The organism is Cupriavidus sp. C3SS-1, from assembly GCF_057073755.1.
The window spans coordinates 1,706,557-1,727,275 of the sequence record NZ_CP172699.1 but is presented as its reverse complement, the minus strand read 5'-3'; the positions used below and the strand labels follow the sequence as shown (position 1 = coordinate 1,727,275).

General features: G+C 64.6%; 19 protein-coding genes. 12 read left to right on the top strand and 7 right to left on the bottom strand.

Translation table 11 applies throughout. From position 1 onward, the window contains the following. The first annotated feature begins 4 nt into the window (after nucleotides 1–4). The 3 genes from ACIGJC_RS07955 (at nucleotide 5) to ACIGJC_RS07945 (ending at nucleotide 4,004) form a co-directional block, all read left to right on the top strand. A complete protein-coding gene (locus tag ACIGJC_RS07955) occupies nucleotides 5–2,494 on the top strand; it encodes a penicillin acylase family protein (protein ID WP_483708209.1) in 2,490 nt (829 codons plus the stop codon). A 68-nt stretch (nucleotides 2,495–2,562) separates the two neighbouring features. After that, nucleotides 2,563–3,282 carry a glutamine amidotransferase gene (locus tag ACIGJC_RS07950; protein ID WP_483708207.1) on the top strand — a complete coding sequence of 240 codons (720 nt, stop codon included), beginning with the start codon at nucleotides 2,563–2,565 and terminating at the stop codon, nucleotides 3,280–3,282. After that, complete coding sequence (locus tag ACIGJC_RS07945) at nucleotides 3,279–4,004, top strand: MOSC domain-containing protein (protein WP_483708206.1); 726 nt, start codon at nucleotides 3,279–3,281, stop codon at nucleotides 4,002–4,004. The genes ACIGJC_RS07950 and ACIGJC_RS07945 overlap by 4 nt, the downstream gene beginning before the upstream one ends. 16 nt (nucleotides 4,005–4,020) lie before the next feature. On the opposite strand, the gene ACIGJC_RS07940 is transcribed toward ACIGJC_RS07945, so the two are convergent. Then, nucleotides 4,021–4,269, bottom strand: a complete 249-nt coding sequence (locus ACIGJC_RS07940) for a DUF1289 domain-containing protein (RefSeq protein WP_483708205.1) — start codon at nucleotides 4,267–4,269, stop codon at nucleotides 4,021–4,023. A 196-nt stretch (nucleotides 4,270–4,465) separates the two neighbouring features. Between ACIGJC_RS07940 and ACIGJC_RS07935 the strand changes: the two genes are divergently transcribed. The 4 genes from ACIGJC_RS07935 to yddG all read left to right on the top strand — a co-directional run bounded on the left by ACIGJC_RS07935 (nucleotide 4,466) and on the right by yddG (nucleotide 8,537). Continuing rightward, nucleotides 4,466–4,927 (top strand): PaaI family thioesterase, encoded by a 462-nt coding sequence (locus tag ACIGJC_RS07935; protein ID WP_483708203.1) that lies wholly within the window; start codon nucleotides 4,466–4,468, stop codon nucleotides 4,925–4,927. Between the two features lie 237 nt (nucleotides 4,928–5,164). Further along, a complete protein-coding gene (clsB, locus tag ACIGJC_RS07930; protein ID WP_483708202.1) occupies nucleotides 5,165–6,385 on the top strand; it encodes a cardiolipin synthase ClsB in 1,221 nt (406 codons plus the stop codon). Beyond that, complete coding sequence (locus ACIGJC_RS07925; RefSeq protein WP_483708201.1) at nucleotides 6,382–7,359, top strand: lysylphosphatidylglycerol synthase domain-containing protein; 978 nt, start codon at nucleotides 6,382–6,384, stop codon at nucleotides 7,357–7,359. Before clsB ends, ACIGJC_RS07925 begins: the two co-directional genes overlap by 4 nt. Nucleotides 7,360–7,613: 254 nt before the next feature. Next, nucleotides 7,614–8,537 (top strand): aromatic amino acid DMT transporter YddG, encoded by a 924-nt coding sequence (yddG, locus tag ACIGJC_RS07920; RefSeq protein WP_483708199.1) that lies wholly within the window; start codon nucleotides 7,614–7,616, stop codon nucleotides 8,535–8,537. 213 nt (nucleotides 8,538–8,750) lie between these two features. Here the strand turns inward: yddG and ACIGJC_RS07915 are convergent, their stop codons facing one another. The 5 genes from ACIGJC_RS07915 to ACIGJC_RS07895 form a co-directional block, all read right to left on the bottom strand. After that, entirely contained in the window at nucleotides 8,751–9,425 is a 675-nt protein-coding gene (locus ACIGJC_RS07915) for a TetR/AcrR family transcriptional regulator (protein ID WP_483708198.1), read from the bottom strand. 119 nt (nucleotides 9,426–9,544) lie between these two features. Then, a complete protein-coding gene (locus ACIGJC_RS07910; protein ID WP_483708196.1) occupies nucleotides 9,545–11,182 on the bottom strand; it encodes a cation acetate symporter in 1,638 nt (545 codons plus the stop codon). Then, complete coding sequence (locus ACIGJC_RS07905) at nucleotides 11,179–11,538, bottom strand: DUF485 domain-containing protein (RefSeq protein ID WP_483708195.1); 360 nt, start codon at nucleotides 11,536–11,538, stop codon at nucleotides 11,179–11,181. The genes ACIGJC_RS07910 and ACIGJC_RS07905 overlap by 4 nt, the downstream gene beginning before the upstream one ends. A 32-nt stretch (nucleotides 11,539–11,570) precedes the next feature. After that, complete coding sequence (locus tag ACIGJC_RS07900; protein WP_483708194.1) at nucleotides 11,571–12,794, bottom strand: FAD binding domain-containing protein; 1,224 nt, start codon at nucleotides 12,792–12,794, stop codon at nucleotides 11,571–11,573. After that, complete coding sequence (locus ACIGJC_RS07895) at nucleotides 12,791–13,270, bottom strand: VOC family protein (protein WP_483708193.1); 480 nt, start codon at nucleotides 13,268–13,270, stop codon at nucleotides 12,791–12,793. Before ACIGJC_RS07895 ends, ACIGJC_RS07900 begins: the two co-directional genes overlap by 4 nt. A gap of 222 nt (nucleotides 13,271–13,492) precedes the next feature. On the opposite strand from ACIGJC_RS07895, the gene ACIGJC_RS07890 reads away from it, so the two are divergent. The 5 genes from ACIGJC_RS07890 to dctA all read left to right on the top strand — a co-directional run bounded on the left by ACIGJC_RS07890 (nucleotide 13,493) and on the right by dctA (nucleotide 19,749). Further along, nucleotides 13,493–14,407: a LysR family transcriptional regulator gene (locus tag ACIGJC_RS07890; protein WP_483708191.1), complete on the top strand. Its 915-nt coding sequence runs from the start codon at nucleotides 13,493–13,495 to the stop codon at nucleotides 14,405–14,407. Between the two features lie 485 nt (nucleotides 14,408–14,892). Further along, on the top strand, nucleotides 14,893–15,738 hold the full coding sequence (locus tag ACIGJC_RS07885) for an HTD2 family dehydratase (RefSeq protein WP_483711492.1): 846 nt from the start codon (nucleotides 14,893–14,895) through the stop codon (nucleotides 15,736–15,738). Nucleotides 15,739–15,759: 21 nt separating this feature from the next. Further along, a complete protein-coding gene (locus tag ACIGJC_RS07880; RefSeq protein ID WP_483711437.1) occupies nucleotides 15,760–16,950 on the top strand; it encodes a CaiB/BaiF CoA transferase family protein in 1,191 nt (396 codons plus the stop codon). A gap of 53 nt (nucleotides 16,951–17,003) precedes the next feature. Then, complete coding sequence (locus ACIGJC_RS07875) at nucleotides 17,004–18,350, top strand: class-II fumarase/aspartase family protein (protein ID WP_483711436.1); 1,347 nt, start codon at nucleotides 17,004–17,006, stop codon at nucleotides 18,348–18,350. Between the two features lie 70 nt (nucleotides 18,351–18,420). Next, nucleotides 18,421–19,749 (top strand): C4-dicarboxylate transporter DctA, encoded by a 1,329-nt coding sequence (gene dctA / locus ACIGJC_RS07870; RefSeq protein ID WP_483711435.1) that lies wholly within the window; start codon nucleotides 18,421–18,423, stop codon nucleotides 19,747–19,749. A 20-nt stretch (nucleotides 19,750–19,769) separates the two neighbouring features. On the opposite strand, the gene ACIGJC_RS07865 is transcribed toward dctA, so the two are convergent. Continuing rightward, a complete protein-coding gene (locus ACIGJC_RS07865) occupies nucleotides 19,770–20,693 on the bottom strand; it encodes a LysR family transcriptional regulator (protein WP_209761285.1) in 924 nt (307 codons plus the stop codon). Nucleotides 20,694–20,719 lie beyond the last annotated feature (26 nt).

Below are 20,719 nucleotides of genomic sequence, written 5' to 3'. Positions count from 1 at the left end.
ACCGATGCGCTGGTTCCGACGGCTGGCCTGGCTGGTAGCGGTGCTGTTGCTGGTGTCCGCGGCGGCGCTGGCGGGCGGCTATATCTGGTATCGGCAGGCGTCGCAGCCGCAGTCCGCGGGCACGCTGGCGCTGCCCGGGCTGCACGGACGCGTCACCATCGTGCGCGATCGCAACGCCGTGCCGCATATCCAGGCTGCTTCGCGGCTGGATGCGTATTACGCGCTGGGCTTCGTGCATGCGCAGGACCGCCTATGGCAGATGCAGATGAACAAGCGCATCGTCGCGGGCCGGCTCGCCGAGATCCTCGGGCCCAAGGCGCTCGATACCGACCGCTTCCTTCGCACGCTGGGCGTGCGCCGCAATGCCGAGGCAATCTTCGCGCAGCTCGAACCGGACTCGCGTGCCGCATTGCAGGCTTATGCGGCCGGCGTGAACGCCTATATCGACCAGCGCAAGGAACCGCTGCCGCCCGAGTTCGTGATCCTGCGGACGCGTCCGGAGCACTGGGAGCCCGCCGACACGCTCGGCTGGCAGACCATGATGGCATGGGACCTGGGCGGCAACTGGACCCAGGAAACCCTGCGCATGGCGCTGTCGCAGGTATTGCCGACCGCGCGCATCAGCGAGCTGCTGGCACCGTATCCGGGCGAGCGGCCGGTCCGCACGCTGGACTACGGCAACCTGTACCGCCACCTGGCCCCGCTGGCCTCGGCGCTGGCCCGCGCCGGCGACATGGCGCCGCCCGGCTACGTGGAAGGAATGGGATCGAACAACTGGGTGGTGTCCGGCGCGCATACGCGGTCGGGCAAGCCCATGCTGGCGAATGACCCGCACCTCGGCCTGCAGGCGCCAGCGCTCTGGTACCTGGCTAGACTGCAGGCGCCGGGGCTGGACGTGGCCGGCGCCACGCTGCCTGGGTCGCCGCTGGTCGTGCTGGGCCATAACGCGCGCATTGCCTGGGGTTTCACCAATACTGCGCCGGACGTCCAGGACCTGTTCCTCGAACGCCTGCAGCCGGGCAGCACCGAGAAATACCAGACGCCGGATGGCTGGGTGTCGTTCCTGACGCGTGCCGAGACCATCCATGTCAAGGGCGCGGCCGATGTCACCCTGACGGTGCGCGAAACCCGTCACGGCCCGGTCATTTCCGATGTGGCCGAACCCGTCGCCAATGCCGCGGCCCCGCTAGGCGCGCGTTACGTCGTGGCGTTCCAGTGGACGGCGCTGCGCCCTGACGATCTCACCTTCCAGGCCGGGCTGAAGATGAACCTGGCCACCGACTGGGCGAGTTTCACGCAAGCGCTGCGCGACTTCCACTCGCCGCAGCAGAACATGGTTTATGCCGACGTGGACGGCAATATCGGTTTCATCGCGCCGGGACGGGTTCCGCTGCGCCGCGCCGACAACGATCTCAAAGGTTTGGCGCCGGCACCGGGCTGGGACGCGCGCTATGACTGGAACGGCTTTATCCCGTTCGAGCACCTGCCGCGTGCCTACAACCCGCCCAACGGCATCATCGTGACGGCGAACCAGCGCATCGTGGGGCCCGACTATCCCTACTTCATCACGAGCGAATGGACCGTGCCGTATCGCTACCAGCGCATCCGCGCGCTGCTCGATGGCGTGCCGCGCCATACGTTCGAGTCGTTCGGGGCCATCCAGAAGGACGTGGTCTCGCTGGCCATGCGCGATGTCCTGCCGCTGCTGCTGGCAGCGCCCGTGGCGAATGACGCCACCCGGCCACAGCGCGAGCGCGAACTGTTCGAGGCGTTGCGCAACTGGGACGGCACCATGGATGCCGCGGCGCCGCAGCCGCTGATCGTCACTGCCTGGCTGCGCGAGCTGTCGCGCCGGCTGTTCGAGGACAAGGTCGGCGAGGCGCTGTTCCAGCGCATGTGGGAGCAGCGCAACGTGCAGCAGCCGATGCTCAACATCCTGCGCAATGCCGCCGGCCCCGGCTCGCTCGGCAGCTTCTGGTGCGACAAGTCTGGGACGACCGAGCACGAGACCTGCGCCGATGCCGTCGCGGATGCGTGGACACTCGCGCTCGCCGACCTCTCGCGGCGCTATGGCGACAACCCCGGCAAATGGCGCTGGGGCAATGCGCATGCGGCCCGCTCCGAACACAAGCCGTTCGGCAAGCAGCCGTACCTGTCGGGGTTGTTCAACCTGCGCGTGCCGACCGGAGGCGACACCTACACGGTCAATGTCGGGCGCAACAACCCGCGCGACGAGCAGGCGCCGTTCGAGAGCACGCACGCAGCCAGCCTGCGCGCGCTCTATGACCTGGCCGACCTGGATGCCTCGCATTTCATGGATTCGACCGGGCAGTCGGGCAATCCGGTGTCGCCGAACTACCGCGACTGGACCGGCAAGTGGGCGGCGGTGGAGTACATCACGCTGGCGCGGCGGCGTGAACCGGCGCGCGAACCGTTCGACACGCTGGTGCTGGAGCCCGCCACGGCAAAGGAAGGGGGCAGTCGTGGCAAATAGCCGCGTTGCGGACGTCCTTGACCGAATGGCAGTACTATTTCGGGCCATCCCATCGGCAGGAGCCGTGCATGGCAACGTCCACCCCTTCGCGTACCACTCACATCATCCAGCACGTCGCCTTTGAACACGGCGGCGTGATTGCCGAAGCGCTGCGCGCGCGCGGCCACGCCCTGCAGGTATTCCAGGCCGGCGTCGATGACCTCCAGCCCATTGCGGACCATCCGGCCGACCTGCTGCTGGTGCTCGGCGGACCGATCGGGGTCTATGAGACCGAGGCGTACCCGTGGCTGGAACAGGAAATCGCGCTGATTCGCGCGCGCCTTGCCGCCAAGGGGAAGGTGATCGGGGTTTGCCTCGGGGCGCAGCTGATTGCGCGGGCCTGCGGTGCGCGCGTGTACCCGGGAACGCGCGAAATCGGCTGGGCGCCGATCGTGCCGACCGCCACTGGTCGTGCCTCGGCATTGGCCGAACTGGCCACGGCCAACTGGGAGGTCTTGCACTGGCACGGCGACACCTTCGATCTGCCCGCGGGGGCGGAACTGCTGGCATCGACCGCCGCGGTGCCCAACCAGGCGTACGCCATTGGCGACCAGGTCCTGGCGCTGCAGTTCCATCCGGAAGTGCTGCCGCGCGATATCGAGGCCTGGCTGATCGGCCACACGGTTGAACTGGGCAAGGCGGGCATTGACCCGCGCACCATCCGCGCGCGTACCGCGGAAGTCGGCGAGACAGTCGCGGCGGCGGGCCGCCGCATGTTCGCGCGCTGGCTCGACGAGGCCGGCCTGTGAACCGCACCGACCTGCCCGCGCTGCGTGGCGTTCCGGTCGATGCGGTCCTGATCGGCCAGGTTCGCCCTTTCGGCCCGCAGGGCGTGCCGAGCGGCATCGACAAGCGGGCGATCGCGGATGCTGTGCGGGTGACTGCGCTTGGCCTGTCGGGCGATGGCCAGGGCGATCCGAAGCACCATGGCGGTCCGGAAAAGGCGCTGCATCACTACGCATACGACCATTACGCGGCCTGGCGGGCCGAGCTTGCGGATCTCTGCGCGCCGGCCGGCACGGTCTTCTCCGCGCCGGGGGCCTTTGGCGAGAACTTGAGCACCACGGGGCTCACCGAAGCGGACATCTGCATCGGCGACCGCTTCCGCCTTGGCACCGCACTGGTGGAGGTGTCGCAGGCGCGCCAGCCATGCTGGAAGCTGAACCATCGCTTCGGGCACGCAGGCTTGTCGCGCGCGGTGCAGCAGAGCCTGCGCACGGGCTGGTACTACCGCGTGCTGGAAGAGGGCGAACTGCGCGTGGGCGACGGACTAATGTTGGTCAGCCGTCCGTATCCGGACTGGAGCATGGCCCGCCTGCTGCGCGTGCTTTATGTGGATCGCCTGGACTATGCGGCGTTGGCCGAGATGGCCGAGTTGCCGCCGCTGGCCGAGAGTTGGCGCAAGCTGGCCCGCCAGCGGCTGGCGAAGCACGAAGTCGAGGACATGGAAAAGCGCCTGACAGGCGGCTGAAACGGGAAGCGGCCGGCTACGCTCGGCCCTGGCGGAAGCGCCGGGCCGTGCCCTCGCGCGTGATGCGTTCCCAGACCGCCTGCTTTTCCTCGTCGCTCAGGAATACCCAGTTGCTGACTTCCGAGGCGGTGCGTCCGCACCCTTGGCAGATTTCGTCGAACAGCGTCGAGCAGATGCCGACGCAGGGGCTGTCAGGGCGGTCAGCCAGTCCGGTGGCGTCGGACTGGACGGCGGACAGGACGGAGTCTGAGGGGGAAGACGACATGCAGGCGTGGAAAGGGCTGGCAGTCGGGCATTATAAACGAGCTGCTGCTGCGGCCCCGGTTCCATGCGCGGACAGATTTGAAGCGAGTGCCGCCGGCAGGGCATGGAATCATTCCGATTACCTCGGAGGTCGTTGAGCGGCTGCATCATGCCGCGTACGCTGCGTTGCGTTGACCATCGATCCCAAGGAGCCACAGATGCGCGAAGCCACCCCAGCCGTTTCCGTTCCCGCCGTGACGCACCCCCGCATGCGGCAGATGGTGGAGGAGGTCCTGATGGGCTCGCCGGTCGCGCGCGCGCTCGGCGTGCAGCTCGATGTGCTCAAGCCGGAGCACGTGGAGCTGGTATTGCCGTACAGGCAGGAGAACGTCACCCTGGGCAACACGGTCCACGGTGGCGTGATCGCCACGCTGATCGATATCGCGGGCGCTGCCGCCGCGGCCTCCGGTGCCGATCCGGAGCAGGTGAAGGGCGGGGCCACGGGTTCGCTCACCATCCAGTACCTGGCCCCGGCAAACGGAGCAGGCCTGCGCGCCGTCGCGAGCGTGGTGCGGCGCGGCCGCCGGCAGGTGATCAGCGATGTCGAGGTGTACGCCGAAGCGTCCGATGCCGGCATCCTGGTGGCCAAGGCGCTGATGAGCAGCACGATGTTCGGGTAAAGGTCGAAGGTCGCCACGACCCTTTACCCGGCTTCGCCCGCTGGGCAATTCCTACATCTTGCCGACCTTCGGCGGCTGGTTTCGACCATGCGTGGGCCGTGGGCGGGACATGCCCGTCGGCGCTGGCCTTGCCGTGGCGCGGGTTTCGTCTCCCGCCACCCCGGCACGTCCGCCGGGCACCAATCCTGCTAGTTGGCGGAAATGGACAGCGCATGGACGTCGGGGAACCGGTTCCGATTGCTTGAGAACGGGGAGGAGTTCTTCCCGAGCCTGATCGTGGCCATTGGTGCCGCGCGCAGCAGCGTGCTGCTGGAAACGTTCATCCTGGCCGACGACGAGGTCGGCAAGCCGCTTGCCGACGCACTGGTGGCGGCCGCGCAACGGGGCGTGGACGTCGCGCTGACCGTCGATGGTTTCGGCACGGCCGAGCTCTCCGCCGACTATATGGCGCGACTGGCCGAAGCTGGCGTTGCGGTGCGCATGTTCTCGCCGGGCCACCACCTGCTGGGCAAGCGGACCAATCTGTTTCGACGGCTGCATCGCAAGCTGGTGGCGATCGATGCGTCCATCGCCTTTGTCGCGGGGATGAACCTGTGCGTCGATCACCTGGTCCAGGCCAGCCCCAGAGCCAAGCAGGACTATGCCGTGGAGGTGCAAGGGCCGGCCGCGCAGGTGATCCACGCATTCATGCTGGAGGCCATTGGCGCGGCTGCCACCGGGCCTTACGCCACGCACCGGTGGCGGCGTCCGGCTGCGCCTGGCAACACTGCGTTCGAACCCTCGCTGCCCGGGGCCGCGTTGCTCGTGACGCGCGACAACCACGAGCACCGCAACGACATCGAGCGGCATTACCTGATGGCGATCCGCGCGGCACGGCACGAGATCATCATTGCCAACGCCTACTTCCTGCCGGGCTATCGGCTGCTGCAGGCGATCTGCGCCGCGGCGCAGCGCGGCGTCGATGTGCGGCTGATCCTGCAAGGCCGGCCGGACATGCTGTGGGTCAAGCGCGCCGTCGACATGCTGTATGCGCGCTTGCGCGAATCGGGTGTGCGGATATTCGAATTCTGCGAGCGGCCGAACCATAGCAAGGTGGCCGTGGTGGACGATGACTGGGCCACAGTGGGATCCAGCAATCTCGACCCCTTGAGCCTGTCGCTGAACCTCGAAGCCAATCTCGTGATCCGCGATAAGGCGTTCGTGGCCTTGCTCAAGGATAACCTGCGCGGCCTGATGTCCCGCAGCTGCACCGAGATCTCCGCGGCCGAAGGGCGGCACGAGGCGTGGTGGCACGGCATCGTCACGCCGGTGATCTTCCACTTCCTGCGCAAGTTTCCCGCGTGGGCGGGATGGCTGCCGGCCCATACGCCGCAGCTGGTGTCGCCGGAGGTACCGGAGCCGGCCATCGATGCGCCGGCTGGGATGGACGTGGACAACGCTCAACGGGATGGTCCATGAAGGCCACGGTCCGCCTCCGCCAGACTCTGCGGCGCGGCAAGCCCTGGCCGATCATCCGGCGCGTGGCAGTCATCGCCTTCGTGGCGCTCGTCGTGTACCTGATCTATCACAGCCTGCGAGGCGTCGACTGGGCGCAGGTATGGCAGGCCCTGACGCGCTACAACGTCGCCACGCTGTTGCCGGTGATGGGCCTGGCCTGCGTCAGCTTTGCCCTGCATGCCTCGTTCGACGTCCTCGGGCGCCAATACACCGGACACCACCTATCCACGCCGCGCGTCATGCTGATCGCGTTTATCGCCTATATCTTCAATCTCAACGTGGGGGCGGTGGTGGGCGGGCTGGGCATGCGGCTGCGGCTCTATTCGCGCGCGAACGTCAGCGGGTCGCAAGTGGCCGGCGTCTACACCATTGCCGTCATTACCAACTGGACCGGCTACATGCTGCTGGCCGGCGGCGTGCTCGCCATCGTGCCGCCCCTATTACCGGCCGAGTGGGGTGTCACGCCATGGATGCTGCGCGCCATCGGCTTGCTGATGCTGACATGCGGGCTGCTCTACTGGCTGGCCTGCGCGAAGGCCAGCACACGCAGCATACGGTTCAGGAAGCGCGTGTTCCGGCTGCCCGGATTCCGTTTTGCCTTGCTGCAGACAGCGTTGTCCGTCACGAACTGGATCGTGCTCGCCAGCATCCTGAATTTGCTGCTGCCCAAAGAAGTGACCCTGTGGCAGTCGCTCACCGCCTTGCTGGTCGGCGCGGTCGCCGGCGCGATTGCCCATATCCCGGCCGGTATCGGCGTCCTGGAAAGCGTGTTCGTGCTGCTGCTGCGTCCGGTCGCCCCCGAGCATGTCGTGGTCGCGGCCCTGATCGCTTACCGGGCGCTCTACTACCTGTTGCCGATGGTGATCGCGTCGGCGATGTACGCGTGGATGGAACTGCGCGGCGCGCCCGCGACGGGGCAGGCCGACCATGCCTGAAGCGTCAGCGGAACATCCACGCCCGCGGGCGCCACATACTCCGTCATGCGCCGCCGCGACAGGTCCATATGGGCGCGCGGAACCGTTTCCGGACGACTGGGCCGGATAAAGCTCTGCTTCGCGGGACCGGTCATCTCCGTCCTAAGCATGACCAGTACACCGAAATCAAGACGATCCGGATCGACGTGCCGGCCCCGGCACGGTAACGTACGACCCTTCATGCATTTATCGATGGCCCCACCCAAATGGCATTCATGCAAAGAAAACAGGCAACGCTGATCGGACTCGTGGCCGTGCTGCTCTGGAGTTCGATCGTCGGCCTGATCCGCGGCGTCAGCCAAAGCTTCGGCGCCACGGGCGGGGCAGCCATGATCTACACGGTAGCCGCCGTGCTGCTCTGGTTCTCGGTGGGGCCGGTGTGGCGAGGCGCGCTGCCGCGCAGCTATCGGCTCTGGGGCAGCCTGTTGTTCGTCTCGTACGAACTGTGCCTGTCGCTGTCGATCGGCTATGCGAACAGCGGGAGGCAGGCTATCGAGGTCGGCATGGTCAATTACCTCTGGCCCACGTTCACGATGCTGGCTGCGATCCTGTTCAACCGGCAGCGGGCAAACTGGCTGATCGTGCCCGGCTTCCTGGTGGCCATCCTGGGCATTGCGTCGGTGCTGGGCGGTGATCAGGGACTTGATCTGCAGAGCATGGCTGGCAACGTGCGGGACAACCCCTTGAGCTACGGCCTGGCGTTTGCCGGTGCGGTGATCTGGGCGGGCTACTGCACGGTGACGGCGCGCATTGCGCAGGGCAAGAACGGCGTCACGCTGTTCTTCATCCTGACGGCGCTCGCGCTGTGGGCGAAGTACCTGTTCACCGGCGGCGAGATCATCAGCTTCAGCGTCGCTGGCCTGATCTACCTGGCGTTGGCGGCTTGTGCAATGGGCTTTGGCTATGCCGCGTGGAATGTCGGCATCCTGCATGGCAACGTGACGGTCCTGGCCGGCGCGTCATATTTCATCCCGGTGCTTTCGGCTGCCCTGGCCGCTGCGCTGCTGCATGCGCCGCTTTCCTTCGCGTTCTGGAAAGGGGCGGCGATGGTTTGCGCGGGCTCCGTCCTGTGCTGGCTGGCTACGCGTGGGCGAGGCGAGCGAGCGTCCGCGTCGTCCGGTTCAGGTCAGACGACATAGCAACTGCACCCGGGGCTACGTATCCCAAGGGAATTTAGCAATGTCGGGGGCCATAGCCAGGTCGCCATGGCCAGCGGTTTCCCGCATGGCAGCCGCTGGGGGCCTGAAGGACACCGAGGAGCTCGGCGGCGGCACCAAGGCCATCTTTCAGCTCGACGCGTTCTCGAAGCGCACGGACGTCTACGTGCAAGCGATGGTCCAGCACGGCGCCGCCTACTTCGCCTTTGCGCGCAGCGCGCGTATGGTCGCCGGGGCGCCGTTCAGGAACATGTCGACTTTCTGCCGGACCACGGCTTCCATGTCGGTCGGCACCTTGAGCCCGTAAATCCACTTGCGCACGCCGATATAGAAGATCGCGGCGTGCAGGCCCCAGATCATCTCGATCTCGGCTTCGGTCTCGGCCGCGTCACGGGGGGCGGGAATGCCGAACTCGGCCCTGACCTCGGCCAGCACGGGCACGAACACCTTGCTGCGCAGCTTGCCGAGGTATTTCTTGTTGATGCCTTCGTGCGTGAGCCCGGCGAAGATGAACAGCCGGATCCATTCTTCGCGGAGGATGACGGACGAGTAGTCGAGGTAAAACGCGTAGAGCCGTTCCGTCAGCGGCAGGGAGCGGTCGGTGATCTGCTGGTCCCAGTCCGGACGCCACTGGAACACCTCGTTGTAGACGCGTTCGATCAGTGCATCCTTGCTCTCGAAATAGCGGTACAGCAGCGGTTGCGTGACGCCGATCTGCCGTGCCAGCTCGCGCGTGCTGCCGCCGAAGCCGTTGCGCGTGAAGTGCTCGATGGCCTTTTCGACAATCTGTTGCTCGCGTTCCTCCGGCAACAGCCGCCGCGTGCCCTTGGCAACGGCGTCTTCCATGTCGGGTTCGTGGCCTGTCTCCATGACGTTCTCTTTCGCCATTGCGATGCGGATGATGGCGGATTGTACCAATCGCGCGATCCGCGAGAAGACGGGCAGGCGCGGTTGTCCGCGTCCGCCCGTCGGCATTGGGACGTGCGGCGCTAGCTCGCCGACTTGCTTCCCATGCCCAGTTCGCAGTCCACGCGCTGGTTCTGATAGGCGGCCCGTTCCCAGGCGCCGCGCGCCGAGCGGTCAGTGACCGAGAACACATAGATCCCGGCAAAGGCCGCCAGCATCGAGAACAGCGCGGGGTACTCGTACGGATAGACCGGCGAGGCATGGCCCAGCACCTGCACCCAGACGGTGGGACTGAGGATGGTCAGCACGACCGCCGTCACAAGTCCCATCATGCCGCCGAGCACAGCGCCGCGCGTGGTCAGGCCGCGCCAGTAGATCGACAGCAGCAGGACCGGGAAATTGGAGCTGGCGGCGATCGAGAAGGTGAGGCTGACGATGAATGCAATGGTCTGCTTCTCGAACAGGATCCCGAGCAGGATCGACAGCACGCCCAGCACCAGCGTGGTGAGGCGCGACACCCGCATCTCGTCCTTGTCCGAAGCCTGGCCCTGGCGGATCACCGTCGCATACAGATCATGCGAAATGGCCGACGACCCCGCCAGTGTCAGACCCGCCACGACCGCGAGAATGGTAGAGAACGAGACGGCGCAGATGAAGCCGAGGAAAACATTGCCGCCGACCGCATGCGCCAGGTGCACGGCCACCATATTGACGCCGCCGATCACCGCGCCCGCGCCGTTGTGATAGAGCGGGTCCGGTGCCACCAGCGCGATCGTGCCGAAGCCGATCACGATGATCATGGCGTAGCCGGCGCCGACGATGCCAGTCGCATAGAGCACGCTCTTGCGCGCGGCCTTGACGTCCGCGACGGTGAAGAAGCGCATCAGGATGTGCGGCAGGCCCGCGGTGCCGAAGATCAGCGCCATGCCCAGCGACACGGCCGAAACCGGATCGGAAACCAGGCCGCCGGGGCGCATGATCGCGTCATGCTTGCCGTGGGCCGTGATGGCGTGCTCGAACAAGGTGTCCAGGCTGAAGCCGAAACGGCTCAGCACCATGAAGGCCATGAACGCGCACCCGGCCAGCAGCATGACCGCCTTGATGATCTGGATCCACGTGGTGGCCAGCATGCCGCCGAAGAACACGTAGACCACCATCAGGACGCCGACCAGCACGACCGCCGATGTGTAGTTGAACCCGAACAGCAGTTCGACCAGTTTGCCGGCGCCCACCATCTGAGAGACCAGGTAGAGCAGCACGATCACGATCGAGCTCGATGCCGAGAAGCCGCGGATCGGGCGCTGCCGGAGACGGTAGGAAAGCACGTCGGCCAGCGTATAGCGGCCCAGGTTGCGCAGCGGTTCGGCGATCAGGAACAGGATGATCGGCCAGCTTGCCAGGAAGCCGATCGAGTAGATCAGGCCATCGTAGCCGCTGGTGAAGACCAGTGCCGAGATGCCCAGCAGCGAGGCGGCCGACATGTAGTCCCCCGCAATGGCCCAGCCATTCTGCATGGCCGTGATCTTGCCGCCGGCGGCGTAGTGATCGGCCACGCTGTGGTTGCGCCTGGCAGCCCAGCGCGTGATGGCAAGCGTCGCCGCGACGAACGCCAAGAACATGCCGATCGCGATCAGGTTCAGCCCCTGGCCGACGGGCGGCGTGGCGGCCCAGGCCGGGGTGGTCGCCGCCAGCGCGGCAACCGTGGTCAGCAGGTGTTTCATGACGGTTCTCCGTTGCGGATGTCCGCGATCATCCTGTCGTAGACGGTGTTGCTTCGATGCACGTAGATGGCGACGAGCGCGAAGGTGAACGCGAACATGCCGAAGCCGATCGGGATGCCGATGCTCATCGGCTGGCCGGCCACCAGCGGCTGGGCAAGCAGGTCCGGCCTGAAGGCCAGGGTCAGGATGAAGCCGAAGTAGACCAGCAGCATGGCGGCGGTAAGCGACCATGAGAAGCGCCGTCGCATGCGGTGCAGGCGCTCGAAGGCCGGCTCGCTCAGCATCGGGTGCGGCACGGCGGGCGTGTCGGATGCGGCAAGGCCAAGGCCAGCCGGGCAGGGGGCAGCTTGGGGCATGGTGTTGTCTCCCAGTGATTGTCGTTCAGGTTTCAGAAGCGCCGCGACACGGCGGTTTCGCGCATGACGGCCTCGGGCGTGCGATAGCGTTCGGCCATTTCGCGGTCCTGTGCGCTGCGCAGTTGTGCCTGCATATACGCGCCAAGATGCCGCGCATGCTCGACGACGGCCTGGCCGACCGGCACGCGTTCGGCGCTGTAACGTTCCAGCGCGGCTTCGACGGGTTCGTGCCCGGCCAGCGCGCGGACCAGCGCCATGGCATCGCCGGCCGCCTTGGTGACGCCCATGCCGCAATGCGGACGCGCGACAAAGGCGGCATCGCCGAGCAGTGCGATCCGGCCGAAGGCCATGCGCGGCACGGTCAGGTCGTAGATCGGCTGGAACAGCGGCTGCGGCGTCCTGGCGACGACTTCGGCGAACGGGGGCGCGAGCAGGTCGGTGGCGGCGCTTTCCATGTCGGCCAGCACATCGGGGCGGATCAGGCCCGGCGGGATGCCATGGGCCCACACCTTGCCCGTGGCGTCCGTCAGCAAGTCCGGCAGCTGATCGACCTCCCGAGTCGCGCGGTACCAGACGAAGTTGTAGCGGCGCCGGCCCGGTTCGGTGCTGTTGCCTTCGCCCGCCACCGGGTAGCCCAGGATCTGCTCGTGCGGCGGCAGGCAGAAGGCAAACTTGCCGAAGATGGCGGCATGCGTGTCCGCAGAAAGCCGCGCCTCATCCACCAGGCCGCGCCAGGCAATGTAGCCCGCGTACTCAAGGCGCACCGATGGCAGCAGGCGTTCGCGCACGGCGGAACGGAAGCCGTCCGCGGCGATGACGATATCGGCGTGGTGTGTCGACCCGTCCTGCAGCGTGACCACGGCGTGGTCGGCATGCGAATCCACGGCGGTCACCGTGGCACCCGTGCGGTAGACGCCGGAGAAGGCCTTGGCCAATACGTCGTACATCTTTCCCCATGCCGTCAGCGTCTGCGGCATCGGGCGTTCGGACACGGCGCTGCCGTCGCGCGAGAGCGTCACGCGGGTCTCGACGCGAACGCCGATGCTGTCATCGATTACCACGCCGGCGGCGGCGAGCGCCTCGAACAGCTCGGGGTGGGTGACGATGCCGGCGCCGCGGCCCGTCAACGCCTCGGGCGTTCGCTCGAAGATCTCGACGTCCCAGCCATCGCGCAAGAGCATGTTGGCGGCAAACAGCCCGCCGAGCGAGCCACCGACGAGGATGGCCCTGGGTTTCCGGTTCGGTGCGGGGTTCATGCCATGGCTCCGTCAGTGGATTGCGCCGCGTGCGGCAGTTCCAGGCCGGCGACTTCGCTGGCCGGATAGTTCAGTTCGATGGTCACGCCCGACGGGTCTTCCAGGAAGACCTGGTGCAGGCCGAGGCTTGGGACGGTGCGGTCGCGCCACGCAATCCCGGCGGCGCGCAGGGTCGCCCACATCTCGCGCACGCCGGTGGCCAGGAAGGCGATGTGGTCGAGCGTGCCGGTGCCCGACGCAGGCGGGGCCTTGTCGCCGAGATAGGCAGACAGCCCCGAGGGATCATCGGGGTCCACGCCAATGATGTGCACGGTGCCGTAGTCGCGTTCGTCGTCGCCCATGTAGAGCCACGCGCCGGGAAAGTCGAACGGTGGGCGGTATCCGCGACGGAAACCCAGGATGCGTTCGTAGAACGCGCAGGACCGCTCCAGGTCGGTGGTGCGGATCGAGAAATGTGCCAGCCTGGCCAGTGCCATCGCTTCCTCCTTAATTTATCAATTGATCAGTGATCGGTTGATAAATAATAGGGCGAAAGATTCGATCAGCCAAGGGCGGGGAAGGTGGTATTAACCCTGATCCGGCGGATGCGATGAACGGGGACGGTGTCGCTGCAAACGCGTCCGGCAGCGTGTCGTCGGCGGCACAAGGCATCGTGCTCGGCAATAATGGCAGCCACTGCATGAACGCTGAGGCAAACGATGGACAAGCTGCTGGCTTTGAAGATGTTCGTGGAGACGGTGGATGCCAAGGGCTTTTCCGCCGCCGCGCGCCGCCTGAACCTGGCGACGTCGTCGGTCACGCGCGCGCTGGACGGCCTGGAGGATTCGCTTGGCGCGGTCCTGCTGAACCGCTCGACGCGCCTGATTTCGGTCACCGAGGCCGGTGCTGCTTACTACCAGCGCGCCCGCAGCATCCTGGATGCCGTCGCGGAGGCCGACGCGCTGATCGCTGACCGGGGCGACGTGCCGGTCGGGCAACTGCGTGTGTCGCTGCCCGTGGCGTTCGGGCGCCAATGCATCGCGCCCTATCTTGGCGGCTGGCTGGCGAAGTATCCGCAGGTCGAACTCGACGTGACGCTGACCGATGACATCGTCGACCTGCTGGGCGAACGGATCGACCTGTCCGTGAGGCTGGGCAGCCCGGCATCCTATGACAACGTGGTGGCGCGGGAGATCGGCGTGTTTCGCCGCCGCGTCGTGGCCAGCCCCGCCTATCTGGAAAAGCACGGCATGCCGGCCGAACCGGTCGACCTGGTGAACCATCGCTGCAGCCGTTTCAGCTACGGGTCGCGGGATCAGGTCTGGACCTTCCGGCAGGGCGAGACCGAGATTCGGGTCCCCGTCAGGGGGCATTTCCGCAGCAATAACATCGATGTCCTGCGCGATGTGGCGCTCGCTGGAGGCGGCATCGGGCTGCTGCCGGACTGGCTGGTCGATGACGATATCGACAGCCAGCGGCTGACGGTGCTGTTTGACGCGTGGTCGGTCAATCCGGACCAGGCGAGTTCGGCGATCTCCGCGCTGTATCTGCCGAACCAGCGCGGCTCGCGGCGGATCGGCGCATTCCTGGAGTTCCTGGCGGAACTGCCAGGGCCGACGCGCCGCCGGCCCTGACTGCACGCGCCGGGCGATGGTTCAGGCGGACGGCAGCCTGCCTTCGAATGCGTCTTCCGGCAATTGCCGGACGCGGTCACGCCCGAGCGGCCGCGACGTTCCCCACAGCGTGTGGCAAAGCTTGTGATGCAGTCCTGCCGTCACGCTGCCGAGCACGGTCACGCGCCATAGAGCGCGTCGCTGCGTGCGTTGCGCACGGCCTCGCCGGTGCGGTCCGCCGTCACCGCGCTGAGGTTGACTTCACCGAATCAATGGCGGTTACGCGCTTCCTTCCTTCATGGGCAGCAAGGCCGGTGGCGGTATTGGCTTGCGGCACCGCTTCTAAAGAACCCGGACCCGGTGCACGAGCAGCGATTCATGCACCGTGTTGATCAATCTATAGGAATTATGCAATTCCCTCCCTTGAGCGAGGAGACCAGAATCAATTCGCGTGCAGGTGCCGCTCTGGCACGGACAGCAAGGAGAGAGCAGTGAACGAACAGGCAATGGACCCGCGGACATGGATCGGACGCAGGGAGCAGCATGAAGATACGATTACCGCGGTTCCTGTGACTGCTCTGCGGGCTACGCTGGACTATCCGGCTGCACCACAGCCGACTGGTACGCCATTGCCCCCCCTGTGGCATTGGCTTTACTTTCTTCCCATGCACCGACAGAGCGAGATCGGTGCGGATGGTCATGCCAAGCGTGGTGGCTTCCTGCCTCCCGTGCCTTTGCCACGTCGCATGTGGGCTGGTGGCCAGTTTGAATTTCGTACTCCGCTTCGGGTGGGTGACCGCGTTGTGCGCACCTCGACCATCGATGACGTCTCGACCAAGGAGGGCAGGACCGGCAAGTTGGTCTTCGTCAAGGTCCGTCATGAGGTGTGCGTCGAAGGGCTCCTTGAGCCCTCGCTCGTCGAGTTCCATGACATCGTCTATCGCGAGGCACAGCAATCGGGTGATGTTGCCGCCACACCCCAAGTGGCGCCTTCTGAAGCGGCCTGGCGACGCCAAATCGTGCCGGACGATGTACTGCTGTTCCGCTATTCGGCGCTGACATTCAATGGCCACCGCATTCACTATGACCGCCGCTATGTGACGGAAGTAGAAGGCTACCCAGGCCTCATCGTACACGGACCGCTTATCGCCACGCTGCTGCTGGACCTGCTTCGGCGCGAGCTCCCGCAAGCCGACGTGGCGAGCTTCCGCTTTCGCGCAGTGCGTCCGACATTCGACCTGCACCCTTTCCACGTCAATGGGCAGCCTCAGGCTGATGGCAAGACCATTCGTCTTTGGGCGTCGGACCATGAAGGATGGCTGACCATGGACGCCACTGCCGTCTTGCGCTGATTTGCTTCCCGGACTCTCACAATGCAACCACTTAAAGACATCACCGTCGTTACGTTCGAGCATGCTATCGCGGCGCCGTTTGCGACCCGTCAGCTAGCCGATCTGGGCGCCCGTGTCATCAAGATCGAAAGGCCGGGCGTGGGCGACTTCGCTCGCGGATACGACGAACGGGTGCGCGGCCTGGCGTCGCATTTCGTATGGACCAATCGTTCGAAGGAGAGCTTGACGCTGGACGTCAAGCATCCGGCGGCTGCTGACGTGCTCGAGCGTCTCATCCTGAACAAGGCGGACGTCGTGGTGCAGAATCTCGCGCCCGGGGCGGCCGCCCGCCTGGGACTGGGCTATGAGAGGCTGTCCGCGGTCAAGCCGGAACTGATTGTTTGCGATATTTCCGGCTACGGCGATGACCCGGTCAATCCAGGGCCCTATCGGGACAAGAAGGCCTATGATCTCCTGATTCAAAGCGAAGCCGGCTTCGTCTCGGTGACAGGGACCCCCGAGGAACCCTGCAAGGCTGGACCGTCCATCGCCGATATTGCCGCAGGCATGTATGCCTACTCCAATATCCTGGCCGCGCTGCTCCAGCGCGGTCAGACCGGACGCGGTCAGCGTATCGATATCTCGATGCTTGAATCGCTGGCGGAGTGGACAAGCTATCCGCTTTACTACGCGTTCGACGGCGCGGAGCCGCCGCCGCGCACTGGCGCGAGTCACGCCACGATCTATCCGTATGGTCCTTTCCCTGCAGGCGACGGCGTCACTGTGATGCTGGGTCTGCAGAACGAACGGGAGTGGGCGAGCTTCTGCCTGAAAGTGCTGCAGCAGCCCGAACTTGTCGAGGATCCGCGCTTTACCTCCAACTCGAAGCGGGTGGCCGCGCGCACAGCCTTGCGGCAGATTATCGTCGACGCCTTCGCTTCGCTGACCGGCGCGCAGGTGGTGGAGCGGCTGGAAATCGCGCAGATCGCCAATGCCCGTGTCAACGATATGAACGGGGTCTGGGAACATCCGCAACTCAAAGCGCGGTGTCGCTGGACTGAGGTTGGGTCGCCGCAGGGCACGCTGCCTGCCTTGTTGCCGCCTGGCACCTGGAACGAAGGGCCGCGTATGGACCCGATCCCTGCCCTTGGCCAACACACCGACTCCATTCTTGCGGAGCTCGGATACGCCTCCCACGAGATTACGGCACTGCGTTCGGACAATGCGGTGTGAATCCGACTCCATCCGTCGACTCGTTCGACAAGATCAAGCAGAGGTAGAACATTATGGCTTCCACAATTATTGACTCGCGCATCTTTGGCGACATGTTCAGTGATGCGCGCATGCGCGAGGTGTGGTCGGACGAGAACCGGACCGCCAAGTACCTTGACATCGAACGCGCCCTGGCAAAGGTGCAGGGCGAACTCGGTATCATCCCGAAAGAGGCCGCCGACGAAATCGTGCGCAACTGCGAACTCTCGCAGATCGACTGGGTTAAGCTCAAAGCCAAAACCGAGCAAATCGGCTATCCAATCATCGCCGTGGTCAACCAGATCAACCAAAACTGCCGGGACGGCCTCGGCGAGTTCTGTCACTGGGGAGCCACGACCCAGGACATCACCGACACTGCGGCAGTGCTGCAAATGCGTGAGGGTCTCGCACTGATCGAGGCGGATCTGGACGACATTGCGGGGGCGCTCGCCAAGCTGGCGAAGACCTATCGGGACACGCCAGTCATCGGCCGTTCTAACTTGCAGCAAGCCACGCCGATTACGTTCGGCTACAAGATGGCCAGCATCCTGGCTGGCATTGACCGTCACCGCGAGCGGTTGCAGCAGCTTAAGCCGCGTGTACTGATGGGAGAATTCGGCGGCGCCTCCGGTACGCTTTCTTCCCTGCAGACGGGCGCTATGGAGACGCAAGCCGCGCTGATGAAAGAGCTGGGTTTGGCGCAGCCGCTCATCTCCTGGCACACGGTACGCGACACCGTAGCCGAGGTTGGCGCCTTCCTGGGTCTCGTCGGTGGATCGCTTGGCAAGATTGCCATGGATGTGAAGCTGATGATGCAGACGGAGGTGGCGGAGGTGTTCGAGCCATTCGCGCCCGGGCGCGGCTCGTCGTCTACCATGCCGCAGAAGCGCAACCCGATTTCGTGCCTATACATCCACGCGAACATTTCAGTGGTGCGGCAACACGCAGCGGCCCTGATGGATGCGATGGTCGCCGACCATGAGCGCTCCACCGGGCCGTGGGAGATTGAATGGGTGTCGTTGCCCGAGATCTTCTGCCTGATCTCCGGCGCGTTGAAGCAGGCCAAATTTGTCCTGCAAGGGCTGGAAGTAGACGCCGACCGCATGCGCGCCAACATCGATATGACCAACGGGCTTGTGATGTCCGAAGCGGTGATGATGGGGTTGGGCCCGTACATCGGCCGGGAATATGCGCATGACCTGGTCTATGACCTGTGCCGCAAGGCCATCGACGAAAACCGGCCATTGATCGACATACTCGCGGCTCACCCGGAAATCAGCGGACATGTCACACGAGCACAACTCGAGGCGATGTGCGACCCCGCCAATAACCTGGGGCAGGCTGGCGTGATGGTCGACCGCGTGCTTGCAAGCCGGCGTTGAAAGATCGACACGCTTGGCGAAAATTCCGGCAATTCACATGCCGGTCGCAATAATATAAGGAGACACCGTTATGAAACTACGGAGCCCATTCAAGCACTTATACGTCCAGGTGCTCATAGGACTGATGCTCGGCATCACTGTCGGGCACTACTGGCCAGATATCGGTGCATCGCTCAAGCCGCTCGGCGACGGGTTCGTCAAGCTGGTCAAGATGATGATCGCGCCGGTCGTGTTCTGTACGATAGTGACCGGCATTACGTCGCTTAGCGATACCAAGGAGATTGGAAAGACTCTGCTGAAGTCGATGGGGTTGTTTTATGTGCTGACCATCATTGCCTTGCTAACCGGTCTCGTCACGGTATTTCTGATGCAGCCCGGCGCAGGTATGCACATCGACCCGAAGCAGCTCGATGCAAGTGTTGCGGCGCGCTTTGCCAACGACGTCCATATCCACGGCTTTGCCGACTTTGCATTGCACATCATTCCTAATGCGTTCGTCGGGGCGTTCGCGCAAGGTGAGGTCCTTCCGGTCCTGTTGCTCGCGGTGTTGTGCGGTTTCGGCCTCTCGCGCATTGGGTCCGCGGCTCGTCCCGTACTGGACACCATCGATGGCTTCTCCCACATGCTTTTCGCCGTCTTTGGCGTCATCATGCGGGTGGCACCCATCGGGGCTTTCGGGGCGATGGCTTTCACGGTCGGACGCTATGGAATCAAGTCGATTGGCTCTTTGGGACTCCTCATCGGGACTTTCTATGTAGCCTGTTCCTTCTTCGTCGTAGTGGTACTCGGTCTCCTGTGTCGCCTGCATGGTTTCCGACTTTGGCAGTTGCTGCGTTATATCAAGGAAGAACTACTTGTCGTCCTGGGTACGTCGTCAAGCGAGCCGGTGCTGCCTCGGTTGTTGTTGAAACTCGAGCGCCTGGGCTGCAAGAAGGGCGTCGTCGGGTTGGTACTTCCGACAGGGTACTCCTTCAACCTGGATGGCACTGCGATCTATCTGACCCTTGCGTCGATGTTTATTGCCCAGGCGTGCGACATCCACCTGACCTGGCATCAGATTGCTGCCATGCTCGGCATCATGTTGTTGACCTCAAAGGGCGCAGCGGGGGTAACCGGGAGCGGATTCGTGGCACTGGTAGCTACGCTGACCGTCATGCCGGACCTTCCCGTTGCAGGCGTCGCGCTTATCGTCGGTGTTGACCGCTTCATGTCCGAGGCTCGGGCCCTGACGAGTACGATCAGTAACGTCGTTGCCTGTATCGTGGTTTCGATGTGGGAGAACGCTTGCGATCGTGAAGTACTGAAGCGCGAGTTGACATCGAACTACACATTCACGGAGGCAAAGCTCGAGGCGGGCGATGTGCCGTCGGTGGTCATGGCCGGTCCGTCGCCGCGCTGAATGCGTGTGGCTGTTCGTAACTATGCGCGGCGACTGCCGCGCTTGCCCCGCGTTGACTTCATTTCGCTGAGGAAATCATAGAGCTGTTGCGCCGCGGGCGGCAACGAACGCCCCTTGCGGCGAATGAGTCCGATATTGCGCGTGATGACGGGATCGGTCAGCGGAACACTTACGAGTAGCGGATGGTCCGGACCGGGCATGGCAATCGAAGGCACAGCCGCAACGCCGAGCCCGGCTTCGACCAGTCCCAGCGTTGTTGTGACGTGCTGAGTCTCATAGATGCTGTAGGGGAGGCCGGATACGTTGGATAGCGCCTGGTCTAACAGCAGTCGGTTGCCGGAGGCCTTGCTCACGGAAATATAGTCATACTCGGCCAAGTCTGCCCATTTGACACGCCGATGCTTCGCGAGTGGATGGTCGCGCCGGCATGCCGCCACGAATCTCTCTTCAAGCAGGGGCCGAAACTCGATTTCCGGCTCCTGGTTACCCACGAAATTGAGTCCGAAGTCCGCTTCACCGCCCGATACCGCGGACAAGACCTCGTTTGCGCTGGCGTCAAGGAGCTTGACGCGAATCTTCGGATAGCGCTCGTGATAGCGCGAGATGACCTGCGACAAAAAATAATAGACCGTTGAAGGTACGCAGGCGATGGTCACTTCCCCCATGCGTGTGGTCGTTACCCCTCGTATGCCAAGCAGCGTCTGGTCCAGGTCATCCAGAATCTGTTGGAGCTTGCGGTCGAACTCCCGCCCCACCGATGTCAGGCTAACGCGTCGCGTGGTGCGATCCAGCAAGCGGACACCCAGTGCTTCTTCCAGCTTTTCGATTCGGCGACTGAAGGCCGGCTGCGAAATATGCAGTGCGTCGGCCGCCTTCCGGAAGTTGTTCAACTCGGCAACGGCACGGAATGCCTGCAAGTCGTTGAGGTTGAAATTGATGGTCATTGGTGTCCCTTGCTTCGCCCTCACTG